Origin of the sequence: Paucibacter hankyongi, from assembly GCF_037482915.1 — a bacterium.
GTDB lineage: Bacteria > Pseudomonadota > Gammaproteobacteria > Burkholderiales > Burkholderiaceae_C > Paucibacter_A > Paucibacter_A hankyongi.
This window is the reverse complement of sequence record NZ_JBBHJX010000002.1, coordinates 328247-348191: the sequence shown is the minus strand read 5'-3', so window position 1 is coordinate 348191 and position 19945 is coordinate 328247. Positions and strand designations below refer to the sequence as shown.

General features: G+C 62.6%; 22 protein-coding genes. 11 read left to right on the top strand and 11 right to left on the bottom strand.

Going from position 1 to position 19945, the window contains the following annotated elements; all coding sequences use genetic code 11:
• Positions 1-200: 200 nt before the first annotated feature.
• Positions 201-644: a hypothetical protein gene (locus WG899_RS04985; protein WP_339594519.1), complete on the top strand. Its 444-nt coding sequence runs from the start codon at positions 201-203 to the stop codon at positions 642-644.
• 94 nt (positions 645-738) lie between these two features.
• On the opposite strand, the gene WG899_RS04980 is transcribed toward WG899_RS04985, so the two are convergent.
• Both WG899_RS04980 and WG899_RS04975 read right to left on the bottom strand, forming a co-directional pair.
• Entirely contained in the window at positions 739-1872 is a 1134-nt protein-coding gene (locus WG899_RS04980; RefSeq protein WP_339594518.1) for a PEP-CTERM sorting domain-containing protein, read from the bottom strand.
• 439 nt (positions 1873-2311) lie between these two features.
• Positions 2312-3418, bottom strand: coding sequence for a DUF2332 domain-containing protein (locus tag WG899_RS04975; protein ID WP_339594517.1), 1107 nt, complete (start codon positions 3416-3418; stop codon positions 2312-2314).
• Positions 3419-3486: 68 nt separating this feature from the next.
• On the opposite strand from WG899_RS04975, the gene WG899_RS04970 reads away from it, so the two are divergent.
• Positions 3487-4179 carry a Crp/Fnr family transcriptional regulator gene (locus WG899_RS04970; RefSeq protein WP_339594516.1) on the top strand — a complete coding sequence of 231 codons (693 nt, stop codon included), beginning with the start codon at positions 3487-3489 and terminating at the stop codon, positions 4177-4179.
• Positions 4180-4227: 48 nt separating this feature from the next.
• On the opposite strand, the gene WG899_RS04965 is transcribed toward WG899_RS04970, so the two are convergent.
• Together WG899_RS04965 and WG899_RS04960 are read right to left on the bottom strand one after the other, a co-directional pair.
• Positions 4228-4719, bottom strand: coding sequence for a glutathione peroxidase (locus tag WG899_RS04965; RefSeq protein ID WP_339594515.1), 492 nt, complete (start codon positions 4717-4719; stop codon positions 4228-4230).
• Between the two features lie 20 nt (positions 4720-4739).
• A complete protein-coding gene (locus WG899_RS04960; protein ID WP_339594514.1) occupies positions 4740-5624 on the bottom strand; it encodes a DMT family transporter in 885 nt (294 codons plus the stop codon).
• Positions 5625-5906: 282 nt separating this feature from the next.
• Between WG899_RS04960 and WG899_RS04955 the strand changes: the two genes are divergently transcribed.
• The gene (locus tag WG899_RS04955) at positions 5907-6848 is read left to right on the top strand and encodes a hypothetical protein (RefSeq protein WP_339594513.1); all 942 of its coding nucleotides are present in this window, start codon (positions 5907-5909) and stop codon (positions 6846-6848) included.
• 116 nt (positions 6849-6964) lie between these two features.
• Here WG899_RS04955 and lplT read toward each other — a convergent pair whose 3' ends face one another.
• The gene (lplT, locus tag WG899_RS04950; RefSeq protein WP_339594512.1) at positions 6965-8245 is read right to left on the bottom strand and encodes a lysophospholipid transporter LplT; all 1281 of its coding nucleotides are present in this window, start codon (positions 8243-8245) and stop codon (positions 6965-6967) included.
• Positions 8246-8406: 161 nt separating this feature from the next.
• On the opposite strand from lplT, the gene alr reads away from it, so the two are divergent.
• Positions 8407-9519: an alanine racemase gene (gene alr, locus WG899_RS04945; RefSeq protein WP_339594511.1), complete on the top strand. Its 1113-nt coding sequence runs from the start codon at positions 8407-8409 to the stop codon at positions 9517-9519.
• Between the two features lie 23 nt (positions 9520-9542).
• Entirely contained in the window at positions 9543-9947 is a 405-nt protein-coding gene (gene arfB / locus WG899_RS04940; RefSeq protein ID WP_339594510.1) for an alternative ribosome rescue aminoacyl-tRNA hydrolase ArfB, read from the top strand.
• 54 nt (positions 9948-10001) lie between these two features.
• Here the strand turns inward: arfB and WG899_RS04935 are convergent, their stop codons facing one another.
• From WG899_RS04935 to WG899_RS04925, 3 genes are all read right to left on the bottom strand, one after another.
• Positions 10002-11555 (bottom strand): DUF4124 domain-containing protein, encoded by a 1554-nt coding sequence (locus tag WG899_RS04935; RefSeq protein ID WP_339594509.1) that lies wholly within the window; start codon positions 11553-11555, stop codon positions 10002-10004.
• A 226-nt stretch (positions 11556-11781) separates the two neighbouring features.
• Positions 11782-12228, bottom strand: a complete 447-nt coding sequence (locus WG899_RS04930; protein WP_339594508.1) for a carboxymuconolactone decarboxylase family protein — start codon at positions 12226-12228, stop codon at positions 11782-11784.
• A complete protein-coding gene (locus WG899_RS04925) occupies positions 12225-12491 on the bottom strand; it encodes a DUF2798 domain-containing protein (protein ID WP_339594507.1) in 267 nt (88 codons plus the stop codon). The genes WG899_RS04930 and WG899_RS04925 overlap by 4 nt, the downstream gene beginning before the upstream one ends.
• 98 nt (positions 12492-12589) lie before the next feature.
• On the opposite strand from WG899_RS04925, the gene WG899_RS04920 reads away from it, so the two are divergent.
• Both WG899_RS04920 and WG899_RS04915 read left to right on the top strand, forming a co-directional pair.
• On the top strand, positions 12590-13489 hold the full coding sequence (locus WG899_RS04920; RefSeq protein ID WP_339594506.1) for a LysR family transcriptional regulator: 900 nt from the start codon (positions 12590-12592) through the stop codon (positions 13487-13489).
• Positions 13490-13648: 159 nt separating this feature from the next.
• Positions 13649-14065, top strand: coding sequence for a PspC domain-containing protein (locus tag WG899_RS04915; RefSeq protein WP_339594505.1), 417 nt, complete (start codon positions 13649-13651; stop codon positions 14063-14065).
• A gap of 30 nt (positions 14066-14095) precedes the next feature.
• Here WG899_RS04915 and WG899_RS04910 read toward each other — a convergent pair whose 3' ends face one another.
• Positions 14096-14983, bottom strand: coding sequence for a DMT family transporter (locus tag WG899_RS04910; RefSeq protein ID WP_339594504.1), 888 nt, complete (start codon positions 14981-14983; stop codon positions 14096-14098).
• A 62-nt stretch (positions 14984-15045) separates the two neighbouring features.
• On the bottom strand, positions 15046-15675 hold the full coding sequence (locus WG899_RS04905) for a LysE family transporter (RefSeq protein ID WP_339594503.1): 630 nt from the start codon (positions 15673-15675) through the stop codon (positions 15046-15048).
• A gap of 138 nt (positions 15676-15813) precedes the next feature.
• Here WG899_RS04905 and radA point away from each other — a divergent pair, with 138 nt between their 5' ends.
• From radA to WG899_RS04890, 3 genes are read left to right on the top strand one after another with little or no spacing between them, the layout of a single operon-like run.
• Complete coding sequence (gene radA / locus WG899_RS04900; RefSeq protein WP_339594502.1) at positions 15814-17181, top strand: DNA repair protein RadA; 1368 nt, start codon at positions 15814-15816, stop codon at positions 17179-17181.
• Complete coding sequence (locus WG899_RS04895) at positions 17181-17582, top strand: antibiotic biosynthesis monooxygenase family protein (protein WP_339594501.1); 402 nt, start codon at positions 17181-17183, stop codon at positions 17580-17582. The genes radA and WG899_RS04895 overlap by 1 nt, the downstream gene beginning before the upstream one ends.
• Positions 17583-17593: 11 nt before the next feature.
• Complete coding sequence (locus WG899_RS04890) at positions 17594-18031, top strand: hypothetical protein (RefSeq protein WP_339594500.1); 438 nt, start codon at positions 17594-17596, stop codon at positions 18029-18031.
• Positions 18032-18146: 115 nt separating this feature from the next.
• Here the strand turns inward: WG899_RS04890 and WG899_RS04885 are convergent, their stop codons facing one another.
• Positions 18147-18692, bottom strand: a complete 546-nt coding sequence (locus WG899_RS04885) for a PEP-CTERM sorting domain-containing protein (protein ID WP_339594499.1) — start codon at positions 18690-18692, stop codon at positions 18147-18149.
• Positions 18693-18990: 298 nt separating this feature from the next.
• On the opposite strand from WG899_RS04885, the gene WG899_RS04880 reads away from it, so the two are divergent.
• Positions 18991-19914 carry a branched-chain amino acid transaminase gene (locus WG899_RS04880; RefSeq protein ID WP_339594498.1) on the top strand — a complete coding sequence of 308 codons (924 nt, stop codon included), beginning with the start codon at positions 18991-18993 and terminating at the stop codon, positions 19912-19914.
• Positions 19915-19945 lie beyond the last annotated feature (31 nt).

The window sequence follows — 19945 nt, the reverse complement described above, 5'->3', positions numbered from 1 at the left end:
AACAGGGACAAACCCCTAAGGCTTTCCCGCAGTTCATCGCGGATTCCTGCTCTTCGTCTCATCAAAACCGACGTTGGTCTTGTCCAGCTTGGACGGCGCCATGGTCGCTCCTATTCTGACCACAGATCAGCACTGTTTCACGCCAAATAAAGGGAGCGGAAGCGGTTGCATCTTGGCCCGATGAACACTAGGAGTAACTCATGAACCGCACGTCTTTTTCCAAGCTCGCTATTGCCGCCATTTTGCCCATGACTTTGGGCATGGGACTCGCTCACGCTGAGACCCCTGTGACGATGAAACGCGTCGAAGTCGCGGGGCAAGCCAACCCCGATATTGCCAAGCTGAATGTCGCCAAGGCCTGCCCCGGCATAGAGAAGACTCTGAAGGAAGAGTTGGACTCGCAGTGGGAGCGTATTGGTCAACCAGGTCTGGTGCGGGTGCAGTTTCGTCTGCACGGTGATCAAATCAATTCAGTTTCTGCGCGCGGCGGCCCAGACGCCTATCGGCAATCGATTCGCCGCGCCGTACATCATCTGAGCTGCTCAGATAGCAGCGGTACCAACCAACTTTATGCCTTTGAACTGCACTTCAAAGAAACGGGCAGCCCAAGCGGCGCACAAACGGTCGCATTGCTGAGCAGATAAGCCCGCCGCCTCAAAGGGGGAGGCTTCAAAAAGACCCGCAGCGCATCAGCCTTGCGGGTCTCCCTTTTTTTTGGGGGAAGCCCGACGAGCAAATTTAGGCGACGCGTTGGCGCCTCCGCATCAAGCCAAACAGGCCTAGCAGGCCCGCCAACAGCATGGATGAACTGGCTGACTCCGGCACCGGTGTGAGCAGGAAGATATGCTGGCTCCATTGGCCGCTGGCGCTGTCGAAATAATCACCGGCGCCAAGGATCTGACCGCTTTCATTGATGTCTCTGGCCTGGGTCAGCTTGCCAAAACTCGCGCCTGTGTAGCTCAAGGTGTTCAGGTCGACTTCATTCCAGCCCAGCGCGCCCGGCGTCCACATCATGGCCCGCTCGTCATAGGGCCCATAAGAACCGAAGCCGACGATGACATTGGATTCGTTGATGCCGCCGACCCCGCCAACATTCAACTGCCAACTGCTGGCGGTGGCGCTGACAGACAATGGCATCACCGTATTGCCCTGCCACACATAAGTCTGGTTCCAGCTATATCCCGCCGCCTCATAGAAGGCAGCGCCGGCCACCGTGTTTGAATTGTTGATGGCCGCGCCTGCAGGCCTGAAACCGACCCGCTCGGGGATGAAAGTGGTGGCACCGACGCCGTTTGAATAGCCAGTTTGGAAATTGGCCGTCGGTGAATTGACATTGCTCATCAAACCCATGCCGGCATCGTTGATGGCGCTGCCCGTGCTCCATTTATTCAGCTCTGCGATGTCGTAGCCGCCGCTGCCATTGGGCGTCCAAATCGCGGCGCCGTCACCGGTGTTGCCGATGATCTGACCCTTGGCATTGATCTGCCGCACTTCAGAGGCGACATAGTGATCCCAGTTCGCCAACTGCGGCAAGTTGGTTCTGCTGCCGGCCTGCCACACAAAGGCCTGCGACGAACCCGCATTGCGATCAACACCAATCACGGTGTTGCTGTTATTGATGCCGTACAGGCCAAAGTTATTGGCATTGCCCTGCGCATTGAACAACTCCGTGACCGTGTAGCCGCCCGCTGAAGGACTCAAAATCCTGTTGCCCAACACAATCCAGCCTTGATCGTTCAAGGCCATGGTCTGCACATTGTTGGCCGAGCCAAGATCGGTGATGGTCCAAGCATCGGCAGCCTCGGCTGGCTTGCTGCACATCAGCGACAGCGCCACGCCCGCCGCTAACGCCATGGTTGAATATTGCGTCATCTTTACTCCCTTTGCGTCTATTGACTAGAACCCGGGCAAAGAACTTCAGATGAAACCCTGAGCCTTACATAAATGATGCGGGTTTGAGTCGGACACCATTTGACTTAGGTCAGATGGGCATCAAAGTGAGTAGAGCCCCCCAACAAGCAAAGCAAGTCGCCACGCCGGATTTCCCGGCATAGCTATGGCGAGAAATCTATTCTTCCCCGTAGTCGGGAAGCGTTATGCAGGGTTGACCTGGGCTTATCCCTTTGGCGATGCAAACGCTTCGCTCCGAGCGCACACATGGCCGGCAGTAGGGTATGAGCAGCAGCACTTCGTACACCAGCACGCCGCATGAGTCGGCTATTGAAAGTGGCTCAGGTCCCTTGAGCTTTGACTGCGCCTCCGAAGGCACTTTTCGCGGGCTCAGTCTAGGCTTAACCCTTGGCGCAGGCCCTCAGGCCGTCCACTGCAGCCAGCGCCCATGCGGGTGCGACCAGGCCAGGACGGCCTGTTGCAATTCACCTTGTTGGGCCCACTGCAGGGTCCACAGGGTGGACGCTTGCGCACCCTCGGCGAGCGCGGGCAATTCAAGCCCGGCCGGCCGCAATTGCGGCGACTCGGCGCTGAGCCAACACAGAGCGCGTTGCCGCATCAAACCGGCCACGCGCTCTCGCATTTGCGCCAGAGCCTCGGCGTCGAAGTAGTGCAAGACCCAACTGTTGAACAGCACCGGTTGCAGACCGTCCGGCAGTTCATTCAGCCAGTGTTCCAAGGCATCCAGGCAGTCTGCCGACTGCAACACCTGGCGCCGCTGCACGCGTGCCAGCGCCACGGCCTGTTGCAAGCGCGATGCACGCGCCCGGTCATGCGGCCACAAACAAGCGGCCAGCCAGCGCACGGCATCTTCGTTTTGCACATCAATGGGCGCCGGGTCTGCACCGATACGCTCTGCCACCCGCCATCGGGCGGCAGGCATGGCCTTGGCGGAGCCTAACCACTGGCATTGAATCAGGGGCCGGTGCAGCGCCGATATAGCGCCCGCCTCAAAGCCGCCAGTGGCGGACTCATAGCGGTAGCAATATTCATCGACGCCCAGGTTCAAGCCGGCACTGCTGCCGAAGTCAAACAAGGCCAGTTCGGTCCGCCCGCTCAGCGCGGCAATGTGTTGCAGGGCTGGCCACAGCACGGCGCAGCGGCCGATTTCATTGGTCTGCGTATTGCGTGTGCGCAAATGGGCCGTTAGCTGCACGCGTTGACGGCGAGCGAAGTCCAGCAGGGTGGCGGGCAAATCGGCGTCCGGCATGCGTTGCCCACCGACGCTGGGGTAGTAGTCAGCCAGCGGGTGCTGCACACCGGCCAAAACCCGCTCGTGCAGGGCGGCCAACAAGAGATTGGGGCGAGCCTGAGTCGGCGGCGCGTGGTCCAACAAGGCCAGGAGTTCGGCCGAGTCGGCCACCAGCAGGCAGATCGCTGCATAGAGCGGATCCTGGGGGCATTCCACATGAGCGAACTGGCGGAACTGTTGGCCTCGCAAGGTCTGGGTCTGGGCTTCAGGTTTCATGAATGCAAGCCTAGCGGCGCCAGTGCCGGCAGAATGTCGGATAGCCGACAAATGACAAAAGAATGCCGATGAACGAAGCGGTACAGGAATTAGGCAAGGTGCTTCTCGGCAACTTCCCGGCATTGCCCCTGGCAAACGAGGCCTTGCTGCGCTTAGCGACTCTTGTCCCCGTGCGCAGGCTCGCCGCCGGCCGTACATTGTTTGCCCAAGGTCAGCCGGCCCGGGCCTTCTACGCGGTGATGTCAGGCGAGATCGAGGCCCGCTTTACTGGCCCCAATGGAGAGATTTCCATCCTCGAGCACGTGCAGTTCCCGCGCCTATTCGGGCTGGCTGCGTTTGCCGCAGGCCAGGCCTCCAGCTACGAGGCTTTGGCGACGCAAGCCAGCCGAGTCATGGTGTTCGGCCCAGCGGCCTACACCTTGTTGATGGACGAGGTGCCGGGCTTCGCCCGCGCTTTGCTGCGTGAGTTCGCGCAACGCTATGGCGGCACGCTGCGCTTGCTGGAAGCCTCTCGTCATCGCTCGGCCGCCGAGCGCTTCAGCCTGGCGCTGGCGCAGCTTTTGAGAGAGCGCGCCGATGGGCCAAGCGACGCCGAAGGCTGGCAAAGCATGCGAGCCAGCCAAGCCGAGTTGGCAGCGCTGGCCAGTCTCTCCAGACAAACCACCAATCAAATGCTGGGCACGGCGGTCGCTGAAGGCTATATCCGCCTGGGCTATCGCCGAATCTGGGTGAGGCCGGCAGGGATTGGGTCGCGCCGCTGACACCGCGCCACCCTCGCCCCTCCACCGTCGAAGGCCGGGATGGCGCGCTCAGCTCGCTTTCAAAGCCGCCTCGATATCGGCCCGCATCTTCAAGGGCTCGTCATTCGGGGCGTAACGCTTGATCACCTGGCCATTGCGGCCGATCAGAAACTTGGTGAAGTTCCATTTGATGCCCTGGGTGCCGAGGATGCCGGGCGCCTCGCTCTTCAACCATTGCCAGAGCGGGTGCGCCTCGGCGCCATTGACCTGGACCTTGGCCATCATCGGAAAGCTGACGCCGTAGTTCAACTCACAGAAAGAAGAAATTTCTTCATTGCTGCCGGGGTCTTGGCCGCCGAACTCATTGCTGGGGAAGCCGACCACCACCAGGCCCTGCGCCTCGTAATCCTTCCACAACTGCTCCAGGCCCTTGAACTGCGGCGTGAAACCGCAAGCGCTGGCGGTGTTGACGATCAAGATGACCTTGCCGCGTTGACTGGCCAGATCGGCCGGCTTGCCCTCGATCGAAACCGCCTGAAAGTCATAAACACTGCTTGCCATGGTGGATGCCCTTGCTTGAATCAGGTTGCGATCGTAGCCGCCGCGGCGTTTTTTTGCCGCTCCAGCGCCGCCAGCAAAGCGGCAGCCAAGATGCAGGCGCCACCCAGGCCGGTTTTCAAGTCCAGACTGCCGCCTCCCAGCCAGATGGCCGAGACCGCCGCAACAGGCACCTCGGTCAACATGACGATCGCCGTCACATTCGCCGGCAAGCGCCCGGCGCCATATTGCAAGGACAAATTGGAGAGGAAGAACAGCAACGCCATACCGGCCAGTGGCAGCAGCCAGATCGGGCCGGGCAAGGTGGGCCAGGCGACCAGACCGATGCTCGCCATGACCGAAGCAGCCGCGCCAGCCACCAGCACGCCACCGCTGAACATGGCCAGCGCACGGGCATGGGCACCGCGATGCGCCTCACGACGCAACATCACATTGTTCAAGGCGAAGGTGAAACCGCCCAGCAGGCCCAGCCCGTCGGCCAGGCTGGACGGCCAGGGCAGCCCGCCCCCCTCGGGCGCCAGCACGATGGCGGCGCCACCCAGCGCCAAGACCATGCGCAGGCCAGCCAGGGCCGTCAGGCGTTCGCCCAGCATCAAGCGCGCCAGCAGCACCGCCCACAAGGGCATCAGGTAGAACAGCAGCACCACCCGCACCACGTCACCAAGTGCCACGCCCCAGTTGAAGGCGGTGTTGGTCACACCGGCCGCCAGCATGATCAGCCACAAGGAGGGTGTGCCCAGGAACTCGCGCCAAGCGCGCCACTGGCTCAGGCTGATCACCAACAGCGAGAGGATGTAGAGCGTGACCGTGGTCCACAAGGGGTGCAAACCGGCGCCCGCAAACGCTCGGAAGGGCCACCAGGACAGCCCCCAAACCAGGGCGTTGAACATCAAAGCAAGTACAGGCATGAGGTGGCGGGCAAGAGGAAAGCCAAGGGAACGGGGAGAGGATCTGGAAGAGGAAGGGTGAGGGCGCCGCCTTCGGTTGGTCGCTAGCAACACCTGACCCCAAAAGTCGCTGACAAAGTGGGGGCGGGCGGCCAACAATGCCGAGGGTTTATAGCATGGTGAAAACTGCCGCGCCGAGCGCCCAAGTGCCACTTTTGAGATAGGCTTGCGCGGCGCACAAAACGCAGCATCGCGCACGCTTTCGCAACGCCCCAGCTTTTTGTAAAAAAGGGAGAGTCTCTCTTGGATCATCTGGCCTGCTTTACCCCGGAAGACCTTGCGTCGACACCGGTCCCTGACCTGAGCAACTTCCGCTGGCGTTTGCTGGCGCAAGGCGACTCTTGGTTTTCAACGGCAGCCGCCAAACTGAACGCGCACGCCAATTTGCTGCAGGAAATGGTCTTCAAGCAGCCGACCTGCGCCATCAACTGCGCCGGATCCGGCGAGGCGCTGAGCCATATGGTCGACCTGGAGTCGGCACCCGACTTTGTGCGCCTGCTCAGCAGCGACGACGCCCCGGCCTGGGACGGCGTCTTGCTGTCGGTCGGCGGCAATGACCTGATCGCGGCCGCGCAAACCCCGGCACACACCGCCGATGGCCAAGATGTGCCGCTGCACCTGCGCCTATTGCGCCGCCAGACCGAGTGGGGCCCCCCCTCGGCCGGTGTAGCCCGCTACTTCTCGGAGCCCGGCTGGGCCACCTATAGCGAATACCTGCGCACCAATGTGCGCCACCTGTTGACCCTGCGGGACCAAGGCCCCTCGGCCGGCAAGCCGGTCTTCATGCATTGCTACGCAGTGCCGATGCCGCGGCCCGCCGGCGCCGAAGATGCCGGTCTGGGCGCCTCCGGCCCCTGGCTCTACCCGGCGCTGAAGGCCTGCGCCCTGCCCGCGGCCGACTGGGCGGCGGTCAGCCGCCTGATGGTCTTCCATCTGGCCCTGCTGTTGAAGGGCATGGCGGCCGACAAGGAACAGTTCCCCGGCCTGCATGTGTTCGACTCCACCGCCGTGCCCTTGGCCCCGGCCACGCCCGGCTCTAGTGGCAGCAGCGGCGACTGGCACAACGAGATTCACCTGAACCACAGCGGCTGCTTCAAGATCGCACGCGCCTGGTCGGAGAATATTGAGGCCGTGCTCAGCGGGGTCAAGCTGGTGGAGCCCACCAGCGGGCGTCGCAAGAGCTGAGCCAGCGCCAAGACAGAACCCGACGAAAGTCGGAGCCATAAAAGACGGCGGGAGGCCTTCAGGGCCATCCCGCCGTTTTTTTATTCAGACGCTTTTTTAGATGCGGTGCGCGCCGATCAGTGGCATTCGTCGCAGCGAGCCAATTCCTGCAGGCGCTCCACCTCGGCGCCATGGTTCTTCAGATTGTGCTGATGCCAGCGGTAAACCATCCACATCGTGAGGGCAACGATCAAACCAAAGATGCCGATCGCCGTGAAGGTGGACAGGCCCAGCTTGGCCATGCCGGTGTAGAGCGCGCCCAGGCCCAAGATACAGGCCTGTTCATTGAAGTTCTGCACCGCGATCGAGCGGCCGGCACCCATCAGGTTGTGTCCACGGTGCTGCAGCAGCGCATTCATCGGCACCACCAGGAAGCCGCCAATCAGGCCAAGCACCACCAGGAAGGGCACGGCCACCCAGACATTGGTAACCAGATTCAAGCCCGTCACCAAGATGCCAATGCCGATGCCCAGCGGAATCACCTTGGTGGCCGCATCCAGGCGCATGACCGAGGCGGCGATGACGGCGCCGGCCACGGTACCAATCGCCACCACGCCGGCCAGATTGGACGCTTGGGTGGTGGTGTAGCCCAGCGCCACGGCGGCCCAGGGGAACACGATGATGCGCATATTGCCGGAGACGCCCCAGAACAGCGTGGTCGTGGCCAGCGAGATCTGACCCAGCTTGTCTTTCCAGAGGCGCGAATTGCAATCGGCAAAGTCACGCACCAGGCCAACCACCCCATGACCCAGCGGCTGCAGCGGCGAATCGGTGCGCGGGATATACAGATTGAAAATCGCCGCAACGATGTAGAGCAGCACAATGCTGGCGATCGCCGCTTCGGGCGGCGTGTCAATGCCGAAATCAATGAAGGGGAAATCCAGCCCCATCAGCGCAGGCGCCAGGTGCGGGCCCACCAACTGGCCGCCGAGCAAGATGCCCAGCACCACGGACGCAATCGTCAGGCCTTCCATCCAGCCATTCGCCTTGACCAACTGAGAGGGCGGCAGCAACTCGGTCAAGATGCCGTACTTGGCCGGCGAGTAGGCCGCGGCGCCCAGGCCGACGATGGCATAGGACAAAAGCGGATGGGTGCCAAACAGCATCATCAAGCAGCCGGCAATCTTGATCAGGTTCGAATAGAACATGACCTTGCCCTTGGGCACGGCGTCGGCAAAAGCGCCGACAAAGGGCGCCAACACCACATAAAAGAGCGCGAACATCGGCCCCAAAGCGGGAATCTGCCAGGCCGGCGAGCCGGTGCTTTTAAGCAGTTCGATCGCTCCGACCAGCAAAGCCTGATCAGCCAGCGAGCTGAAGAACTGCGCTGACATGATGGTGGAAAAGCCTTTTTTCATGAACCCAATCGATACTGCGAGAGATTCGCGCCGGCACCCATGCGGGGGCTGCTGGAGACCGAGCTCACAACAAGCGCTGCGCCGGGTTTATAGCATGCAGGGCTTGCGCCAGCCTGGCTGAAGTCATGCCAGTGCCCCAGGGCGGTGCCACAATTCGCCCCATGCCACGTCCTATTGAAGCCCTGATCCACGTCCCCAACCTGGCCCACAACCTGGCCCGCGCGCGCGCTTGCGCACCGGATGCGCAGGTCTGGGCCGTCGTCAAAGCGAATGCCTATGGCCATGGGATTGAAAATGTTTACGAGGGCCTGCGCGCCGCCGACGGCTTCGCCTTGCTGGACCTGGACGAAGCGCAACGCATCCGTGCACTCGGCTGGCGCGGCCCCATCTTGCTGCTGGAAGGCTGCTTCGAGACCCGTGACCTGGAGCTGTGCTCGCGGCTGAAGCTCTGGCATGCAGTGCATTGCGAACAGCAGATTGACTGGTTAGCCATGCACAAAACGCACGAGCCGCACCGCGTTTTCCTCAAATTGAACAGCGGCATGAACCGGCTCGGCTTTGCGCCGCAGGCCTTCCGCGCCGCCTGGACGCGGCTGAACGCCCTGCCCCAGGTCGACGAAATCTCGCTGATGACGCATTTCTCGGACGCCGACGCGCTGCGCTTCGGCACCGATGGCATCCAGCACCAGCTCGACATCTTCAACCAGGTCTGCGCGGATCTGCCCGGCGAACGGACGGTCTCCAACAGCGCCGCCACCTTGCGCCACACCGCGCGCGTGAACAGCGACTGGGTGCGCTCCGGCATCATGACTTACGGCGGCGTGCCCGACTACCCGGAGCATGGCCCGGAGCATTGGGACTTGTTGCCAGGCATGACGCTGCGCTCCAAAATCATCGGCATCCAGCACCTGCAGCCGGGTGACACCGTGGGCTACGGCAGCAGCTTCACCGCCAGCCAGCCCATGCGCATCGGCATCGTCGCCTGTGGTTATGCCGACGGTTACCCCCGCCATGTGCCCAGCGGCTCGCCGATTCTGGTCAACGGCCAACGCACCACCACCGTCGGCCGGGTATCGATGGATATGTTGGCGGTCGATCTGACCGCCCTGCCCGCCAGTGCTGGCTTTGACAGCGAAGTCACACTCTGGGGTCAAGGGCCCAAGGGTCAGGTCTTGCCCATCGATGAGGTGGCCAAGGCCGCCGGCACCATCGGCTATGAGCTGATGTGCGCGCTGGCCAAGCGGGTACCAGTGACGGTTCAGCACCTGGAATGAGCGCCCGCGCGGACGCCTGAACGGTGAACCTGCACTGGACACCGGCCGACTGGGAGCTGGACTTCAGCTTCATCCGCGCCAGTGGCCCGGGCGGGCAAAACGTCAACAAGGTCTCCAGCGCGGTGCATCTGCGCTTTGACATCCGCCGCTCGACGCTGCCGCCGGTCATCAAGGAACGCTTGTTGGCCCTGGCGGATCAGCGTGTCACGCAGGACGGCGTGATTGTCATCAAGGCCCAGGAGTCGCGCAGCCAGGAGCAAAACCGCGCCGATGCGGTGGCCCGCCTGGTGGAAATGGCCCAGAGCGTGGCCCACACGCCCAAGGCCCGCCGTGCCACCAAGCCGACATTCGGCTCCAAAATGCGCCGCCTCGAGGGTAAGGCCATACGCAGCAACGTCAAGGCCGGGCGCGGCCGGGTCAGCGAGTAAGCCTCAAAGCGTTGAAACACGCTGTGAGCCAAGTCTGAGTGCTGTTTCCGTCGCCTACTCCAGCATCTTGTAGGTCAGCTGCGCCTTGCGGGTGCCCAGCTCATAGGTCCAGATGTGCGTCACACTTGCATTGCGCACATTCACCACCGCCACCGTGTTCCCGGAGGCAGCGACGGTGAGTCCTTCTAAGCGAGTGTTGCCGCGGTCATAGGTGCTGCCAAGGTCCGGCAGCAGGTCCGCCAGGGGGCGCACTTCTTCCAGTTCACCGCGCTCACTGAAGATCAGCAGTTCAGCGCTGGCAGAGATGGAGACGTAGCCGCCGGTTTCTGCGTTCAACGCCAGGCTGTACAAATCTCGGTTCTGCAAGGACCGCGCGCCCAACCACTGCTGCTTGCGGGTGTCATAACGGTAGAAATAGCCCTCACCGCCAAAGGAGACGATGGCGAGCACGCCCTTGCGTGAATCCCAGGCCATCCCGGAGCCCCAAGACAATTCGGGCAGCTCCTTCGGCAAGTCCACTTTTTTGGACGGCCCACCCAGCCCTTGAGGCATCCAGACCAGGGTGCCGCCGTTGCCTTCCAACTTATAGGCCTCGCTGCCGTTCTCGCTGACTGCAAAAGACACAGCGCCCAGCGTGCCGCCGCCGATGATGCCGGTGTAGCGCTTGCCCTCTTTGGGCCCCGTATTGGTCCACGGCAGGCGCCGTCCATCGGTGCTCATCAGATCGAAGCTTATGCGAACTCTGGGCACCTCGGGGCGCAAGCCCTCGAGGGACAGATTCGGGTCTGGCGTGAAGGGACCACTCACCGGCACCAGTTCCGGCAACCTGTAGCCGCCACGGTAACCCGTCACCTTGTTGACGCCATAGCGTGCATTCAACTTGCTGATCAATTCTCGAAATTTCACATTGGCCGTCTCCACGGCGTAAGGGAGCTCATCATTGAGGACCGGCACCTCTGGCGGCGCGAGCACGGTGGCCCTGCGATCGTTTGAGGCCAGCACAATGGCTTTGATCCGGGTGCCCGGCGAAGGCAAAACCTTCCACTGCGTGCCGCCGTTAGAAGTCAGCACCAGCAAGACCGGGGCGTTGGGGTGATTCACATGGAGCTTGGTGACGCTGGCGGAGAACTCATAGCCGGAAACGATGATCACGTCAGCGTCCGCGCCCCATTGCGCCGTCCCTTGCGGGGTGGAGACGGGCTCTAGCACGCGCTGCTGGGAGGCGCGCGTCGGCATAGCTGGCGGCTGATTTGGCGTGCCACGCGTGGGCGCCGGGGACGCAGAGGGAGCAGGCATGGCACGCGGGGCCGGCTGCGCCAGCTCACTCGGTGAAAAAGGCAAATTCCACGCCTCTGAATTCCCTCGCGAGTTGGGGGGTACCGTCTTGTTCCTGCTTGTCGAGGTGTCGGTGCCCCCTTTGACATCCATGCGCTGACCCGCCTGGGCATTGGCGCAAGCTTGGGCTTGGTACGAAACCTTGCCTTCGGCATCCACACATCGGTAGACATTCGCCTGCGCAGATACCGTGCCGGTGCCACCACCCAGCAATGCAAAGACCAGCCCCCAAGCGCAGCCCTTCTGGCCACGCGTCAGAAAAGTCGTCAACATAGTTATTCAGCTCCCTGGCGCGAATGTATCTGCCCCACCTACCGCAGCTCGACGTGCGCTGCATTTTGTTGACACCGCCACAGGGCGCCGCGGTCACTTGTCACGACTCAAGCGCAAGTCCGGCAAAAAACGCCCTAGAAAGACCCGGCGGGTGGCCACTCGAACCAGCCTTAAAGGGGCTGGTAGCGGGCAGTTTGTCAGCTGACAGAAACAGCTAGCGAAGCCCTCATTGCCGCATGGCGATTGCCACCCGATTGAATGCATTCATCGTGGCCACGGCCAGGGTCAGGTCGGAGATGGCCTGTGCATCAAAGTGCGCTCGCATGGCCTCGAAGTCCGCATCGCTGGCCTGCGCGGTGGCGATATCGGTCAAGGATTCGGCCCAGCGCAGCGCTGCCCTTTCAGCCGCGCTGAAACGCGCGCTGGCGTTCCAGCCGGCCAGCGCGTCCAGGCGTTCCTGACTTTCACCCCGGGCGCGCAAGGCCTTGCTGTGCATTTCTAGGCAAAAAGCACAGCCATTGATTTGCGAAACCCGCAGATACAGCAACTCGATCAAGCTCAGCCCAACCGCGCTCTGGGCCACCGCCTTCTTGACCTCACGAAGGCCTTGTAGAGCCGCGCTTGAAAGCTCGGCATAGGGCAGGCGCAAGTGAGTTTGCAAACTTGCACTCATGGCCGCGCCTCCTGTGTTGTGGCCGGAGTCCACTTCGCCAAAAGCACCAACAGACGCTGACTGAAGCGCTGCACGCTGGGTGCCGTGGCCAGCACGATCACACAAGCGGCGGGCCAAGCCAGCACAAACGCATGCAGCCAGCGGGCCAGGAACTGCGCGCCAAAGCCCAGATTCACCCAGGTGACCCAGCCGGTCATCAGCAAAGACATTTCTAAAGACATCAGCAAGGCGAAAACCAAGCGAAAGCGGGTAGCGGCAGACATCGAATACTCCTGAATCTCAAACAGGGCTCTAGGCTAATCAATGTCTGAAATAGAAACTACACTCAAAATTCAAATCTTAAATTTCAAATTTAGCCCAAATGTTGGACGATCTGGCCCTGTTCGTGGCGATTGTTGAGGCCGGCAGCTTGCGCGCCGCGGCCCAGTCTGCCGGCCTGCCCGCCGCTAAAGTGACGCGCCGCCTGCAGGCGCTCGAGGCCTCGCTGGGTTGTCGGCTGCTGCACCGCAGCGCCCGTCGCCTGCTGCCCACACCCGAGGGACTGCAGTACTACGAGCAATGCCGGCCTTTGCTGCAGGCCTTGCAGCAGACCACCCAGTCGCTGGACGCCAATCTGAACCAGCTGCGCGGCACGGTGCGCGTCTTGGCGCCCATCAACTTGGCCAATGGGCCCTTGCGCGAAATGTGGAGCCAGTTTCTGCTGCGCCACCCCGAGATCCATCTGGAGCTGCAACTGAGCAATATGACCGAAGACCTGCTCGGCAGCGCCGCCGATCTGGCGATTCGGGCCGGCACGCTGAGTGACTCGTCCTTCGGTCAGAGGCGGTTGGGGGCAGTGCAAAACGTCTTGGTCGCCGCGCCCAGCTACCTGGCGCAAAAGCCGGCACTGCGCAGCCCGGACGACTTCGACCAGCACGACTTCATCATCAACGAGCCCGTGACCCAGTGGCGCCTCACCCATCGCAACACCGGCGCGGAAGTGAAGATCGTTCCGCAAGCGCACTTTCGCGTCAACGAAACCCAGCTGGCCGTTCACATGGCCTGCAGCGGCATTGGCCTGATCTACTGCCCGTTGACCCAGGCGGCGGCCGAGCTGCAGGCCGGGCGTTTGGTCGAGGCCATGCCTGATTGGACGGGCGAGCTGCGCGTCATCAGCGCCGTGTGGCCACACAGCCGCAGCATGCCCGCGCGGGTGCGCGCCTTGTTGGATCACTTGATTACCTGCACCGCGGCTCACCCGCTCTTGAACACCCAGGGCTGAGCGCCTCGCAGCAGGACTCAGAAATTCGGGAATACCCTTGATTTCGCCGACCGTACGGCGCCCGCTGCAGTTCATCGCATGAAGCTGGTTGCGCTCGCCAGTGCTGGGCAGACTTGCTCGCAAGACAGATCCATTTCCCCTGTCGGCAAGGAGCCTCTCATGTCACTCAGCAACGAATTCGAACGCCTGTCCGACTTGCACCAGCGCGGTCATCTCACCGACGAGGAATTCAGCCTCGCCAAGGCGCGTTTGCTCGGGCAAGCCGAGGCCGAAGGCCAGCGCGCAAAGGCCAGCAAGAGCGGCAGCACACCGCAACAGCCTGCTCAGCCTGGTCTGGGCGGCGCCATCAACGGACTGCAGCGCAGCCGCGAAGACCGTTGGCTGGGCGGTGTCTGCGGCGGCCTGAGCCAAATCAGCGGTCTGGCGTCATGGATCTGGCGCCTGATCTTTGTGCTGATGCTGCCCTGCCACGCCGTCAGCCTGGTGGTCTACCTCTTGCTGTGGGCCTTGGTGCCCGAGCGGCCCGCCCCACTGCCGGCGCTGGAGTGGAACGGCAGCAGTCGCGGCGAAGGTTGAAGCGTTGAGTGCCAGCGTGCCCCCGGGCCTTCACCGCCCAGGCCGGGTGGCGGCGTAAATACTGCCCAAACACAAACCCATGCCGGCCACCGACTGCAGGCTGGGCACCCAGCCTTCCAAGGCGGCGGAGATCACCAAGGCAATGACCGGGATCACCACCCCGGTCAGCGCCGCGCGGGCCGGGCCTTGCAGCTGGGCCAGCTTGAAATACAGCACAAAGGCCACCACCGAGCCGAACACCGCCAGGTACAGCAGGCTGACGATGTAAGGCGCCTGCCAAGCGAAATGCAGGCCCTGGCCGCTGAGCAGCGACATCAGCAGCAGGAATGCCGAGCCATAGCCCATGCTCCAGGCCAAGATGGGCACCAGGGCCAGGCCGCGGCGGGTCAGCGTCAGGGTCAACACATTGCCGACGCAGGCGGCCAACACGGCCAGCAAGCCCAAGCCCAGGCCAAGCGCGGCGGTGGGCCGCGCGCCGGTTTCTGCGATCTCGGGCCAGAAGATCATCACCACTCCCACGACCCCGCCACTGGCCGCCAGCAGAAAGCGCCGCGTCACTTGCTGACCAAAAAAAACTCGGCCACTGAGTGCATTGCCAAACACCATCAGGCAGAACAAGACCGCCACCAAACCGGTCGGGATGTGGCGCTCGGCTTCATAGACCGAGTAATAGTTGCCGCTGTATTGCACGATGCCGGTGGCCAGCATCAGCAGATGCGCCGAGGCCGGCATGCGCAGGGACTCGCGCCGCCACAGTGCCAGGCCCAGCAGCAGCACAGCCGCGATGGCAAAGCGCCAAGCCACCGAGTTGAGCACCGGCACGCCGCTGTCGAGTTGATACAGGATCACATGCCAGGTGCTGGCCCAGATCAGAGTAGGGCCCCAGAAGAGCAGACGAATCGGAAGAGCTGTAGGCATCAGTAAAAAAGGCCGCCCCGGCGGAACGGCCTATTCGAAAAGAACTGAGAAGGCTTGATGGCTCAAGCGCTGCGTTTGAAGGTGGCCAGCAGGGCGCCGGCGGCAATGAACAAGGCGCCGAAACTGCGATTCATGATCTTGATATGGTGGCTGGAACGCAGCGCCGACAGCACCCGCGCGGCCAACACGGTGTAGCCCGCCATCACCACCAGGTCGGTGAAACTCAGCGTCGCGGCGATGACCAGGTATTGCTGCGTCAAATCGGCCTTCAGGTCGAGAAACTGCGGCACCACGGCCAAGAGAAAAACGGTGCCCTTGGGGTTGACGGCATTGATCATCCAGCCACGCAAGACCAGCTGCCGACGCGTCACCATCCGCGGCTCATCATCGGCCGCCACCATCGGCGTGGCCGGTGCGCGCCATTGCTGAATGCCCAGGTACACCAGATAGGCCACGCCCAGCCATTTGACGATGGCGAAACCCAGGCTGGAGGTGGCGATCAAGGCGCCCAATCCGGCGCCCACCAGCACGATCTGGGTCAGGATGCCCAGAATCAGGCCAAAAGTGGTGAAGTAGCCGCGCCGAAAGCCGTGATTCAGGCCGGAGCTCATTGCCGCAATGGCACCCGCGCCGGGGGACAGGCTGATAGCCCAGGCTGCGGCAAAAAAGGCCAGCCAAGTTGAGAACTGCATGAGATTGACTCCGACTGCTCGACAAAGAGCTGGGGGCATTGTCTCTTGTACCGCCTCACGGCGCCCGGCAAAGGTCTATTGGCCGGGCTCCGCGAGAGCCCTGGCGCTGATTTGGCAAGAGCCATGGACAATCGCCCCATGGCCAAAGAAAAATCGATCTACACCTGCTCTGACTGTGGAGGCATCAGCCCCAAATGGCTGGGCAAATGCCCCAGCTGCGGCGCCTGGAACACCTTGGTGGAAGGTATTGCCGAGGCGCCCGGCGCCGGCGGCAAGAACAACCGCTACCAAGCCCTGGCCAAGAGCCAGCCGGTCGCCACGCTGAGCGAGATCGAGGCCACCGACTTTGAGCGCACCCCCACCGGCCAAGAAGAACTGGACCGGGTGCTGGGCGGCGGCATCGTCGCCGGCGGCGTGGTGCTGATCGGCGGCGACCCCGGCATCGGCAAGTCCACACTGCTGCTGCAGGCGATTGAAGACCTCTCGCACAAGCTGCCGGTGCTCTATGTGACCGGCGAAGAATCGGGGGCGCAGATCGCCATGCGCTCGCGGCGCCTGGGCCTGGCCGGCAACAAGGTGCGGGTGCTGGCCGAGATCAGCCTGGAAAAAATCCTCGCCACGCTGGAGGCCGAGAAGCCGGCGTTTTGCGTCATCGACTCGATCCAGACCCTCTACTCCGAGCACCTGAATTCGGCCCCCGGCTCGGTGGCTCAGGTGCGCGAATGCGCGGCCCAGCTGACCCGCACCGCCAAGGCCAGCGGCTGCGCCATCGTGCTGGTGGGTCATGTCACCAAGGAAGGTGCGATTGCCGGCCCGCGGGTGCTGGAACACATCGTCGACACGGTGCTGTACTTCGAGGGCGACACGCACAGCAGCTTCCGCCTGGTGCGGGCGATCAAGAACCGCTTTGGCGCGGTCAATGAGATCGGCGTTTTCGCCATGACCGAAAAAGGTCTGAAGGGCGTGGCCAATCCGAGCGCCATCTTTTTGAGCACCCATGGCGAGCCGGTGCCGGGCAGCTGCGTGCTGGTGACGCTGGAAGGCACGCGGCCGATGCTGGTGGAGTTGCAAGCCCTGGTGGACAGCGGCGGGCCCAGCCCGCGCCGGCTGTCGGTGGGCCTGGACCGGGACCGCCTGGCCATGTTGCTGGCGGTGCTGCATCGCCACGCCGGCGTGGCCACCATGGACCAAGATGTGTTCATCAATGCGGTCGGCGGGGTGCGCATCAGCGAGCCGGCAGCCGACTTGGCGGTGCTGCTGGCCATTCAAGGTTCGCTGCGCGGGCGCGCTTTGCCCAAGGGCTTTATTGCCTTTGGCGAAATTGGCTTGGCCGGCGAGATTCGACCGGCGCCGCGCGGGCAGGAGCGACTGAAGGAAGCGGCCAAGCTGGGCTTTTCCGTCGCCATCGTGCCGAAAGCGAATGCCCCGAAAAAACCGATTGAGGGCTTGACCGTGCATGCGGTAGAGCGAATTGAGGAAGCCATGGAAATGGCGAGAGGACTTTGATGGACAAGGCAGCAGAAGCACAACACCCCGGCCTCGCGCCCTTGTTCGAGCCCCCGTATTACGCGGTGATCTTCACCAGCCAGCGCAACTCGGTGGCGCTGGGCTATGCCGAGACCGCCGATCGCATGGTGGCCCTGGCGGCCCAACAGCCGGGTTACCTCGGCGTGGAAAGCACGCGCGGCGCCGATGGTCTGGGCATCACCGTCTCTTACTGGCGCAGCCTGCAAGACATCGCCGCTTGGCGTCGCGAAGGGGAACACCAGACGGCACGCGACCAAGGCCGTGCCGATTGGTATTTGCATTACACGCTGCGCATCGCCAAGGTCGAACGCAACTATGGCTGGGACCATCTGGACGGCCGCGCCGACCCGATGCTGAACCCTGCCGCGCAGGCCGGTTAGCATTCGCCCCCATGAATACTTGGATAGGTAGTGCGCTGGCCCTGGCCGCGCTAGTTTCGGGCGGCCTGCTGTATGGCTGGAAGGGTGTAATCCTGGCGCTGACGGTGGTGGTGTTCTGGCTGCTGCTGCAGTTCGCCAAGCTGATGCGCATCATGAAGGCCGCCTCCGAGGCGCCGGTCGGTCATATCGAAAGCGCGGTGATGTTGAATGCCAAGCTGCAAGCCGGCATGAAGCTGATCGACCTGCTGCCGCTGACCCGCAGCCTGGGGCGCAAGCTCAGCGATGCGCCGGAAACCTATGGCTGGATCGACCCCGGCGGCATCCAAGTCGAAGTGGTGCTGAGCAGCGGCAAGGTGCAGAGCTGGAATTTGGTTCGTCCCTCCAGCTTTGGCGATGCCGACACCGAAGCCAATACCGAAACCATGACCCGGCCGGTCGAGTCGACCTGAACTACTTGATCGACCCGTTAACTCTTTCTTTGCGCTCTGTTCCCTCAACGGGGCTAGCGCCCAACAAGAAAGCCCCGCAGTGCGGGGCTTTTCTCATTCAGCGCAAGGGCTTGCTTCAGCGAGCCGTCCGACGCCGCGCCACGAAACCGACAACGGCCAAACCGGCCAGCATCAGGCCATAGGTCTGAGGCTCGGGCACAGCCGACACTGAATACAAAGCCGCATTCGACGAGCTAGCCAGGTTGAAGGTGAACGTGTCGAGGTTGCTACCGGCATTGATCTTGTAGAACGCAGTACCCTGGTCTTGCCCGCCACCTTTGTGGATGCCCAAGAAGCTCACGCCGTTCAGCGGCGTATTGAAGTTCAGCACGCTGGCGCCGTTCAAATTCTCGATCTTCTCAACCCATACACCGCCGGTGCCTGCCAGGCCCAAGGCCGAAAGATAGCCATCCACGGCGAGTTGGTCTGTCGGGTTGCTATTGATCAGATTGCCCGAAAAGTAGCCGCTGCAACTCAGAAAGGTCACGCCGGACAAATCACCGGCCCCACAGGCGCTCATCTGGGGTTCAGCCGGCTTGGCCGCCACCGAAAGACTGAGGGACATCAACAACAAGGCTGTTGCGCCGAGCTTGTAGCCGCGTGTCGTGGTGTGGACCTTCATGATGATCGCTCCTTGAGGATGTCGGGCCGGGGGCCAAGCGCTTCACGCCAAGCCATGGCCCAACTTTGACTGAAACCCCCACGGCGGTGGCCTTGGCCGCCCCCGCGCTTGAGGGGGCGGCCAGCGTGCAAAAGTCGCGGTGCGCAGCATCAAAGGCGCCAAATGCCCAAGATGTCACGAGATGGCGCCCCGCTAGAATCGCAGGCCATGAAGCGCCGCATGGCGCCGCGTGGTGCCGGGATGCCCCATGCACCCGAAACCCTTGAGCACAAGCACTGAGATAGGCAAGGAGAGCCCCATGTCACTGGACGACCGCGACGGCAAGATTTGGATGGACGGCGAATTGGTGGAGTGGCGCGATGCCAAGATCCACGTGCTGAGCCATACGCTGCATTACGGCTGCGGCGCCTTTGAAGGTGTGCGGGCCTACAAGACCGACAAGGGCCCGGCCATCTTCCGCCTGAAGGAACACACCGAGCGCCTGCTCAACAGTGCCAAGATCCTGCGCATGAAGATCCCCTTCACGCATGAGCAGATCGCCGAAGCCCAAAAAGAAGTGGTGCGCGCCAACAAGCTGGAAAGCTGCTACCTGCGCCCGCTGACCTGGATCGGCTCCGAAAAGCTCGGCGTCAGCCCCAAGGGCAACAAGGTGCATCTGATGGTGGCGGCCTGGGCCTGGGGAGCCTACCTGGGCGAGGAAGGCATGCGCCGCGGCATCCGCGTCAAGACCAGTTCCTACACCCGTCACCACGTCAACATCACGATGACGCAGGCCAAGACGGTCAGCAACTACACCAATTCGATCTTGGCCAATATGGAAGCCACCGACGATGGTTACGACGAGGCCATGCTGCTGGACGCTTCCGGCTTTGTCTCCGAAGGCGCGGGCGAGAACCTGTTCGTGATCAAGAACGGCGTGGTCTACACCCCCGATCTGTCGGCCGGTGCACTGAACGGCATCACCCGCAATACCATCTTCCACATCTGCCAAGACCTGGGTCTGAAGCTGGTGGAAAAACGCATCACGCGCGATGAGGTCTATATCTGCGACGAGGCCTTCTTCACCGGCACCGCCGCCGAGGTGACGCCGATCCGCGAACTTGACCGCATCGAACTGGGCTCCGGTTCGCGCGGCCCGATCACCGAGAAAATCCAGAGCGCGTTCTTTGACATCGTCAATGGCCGCAACCCCAAGTATGCGGACTGGCTGACCCTGGTCTGACCGACCACCCTGCCCCGCCAAGAAAGCCCAA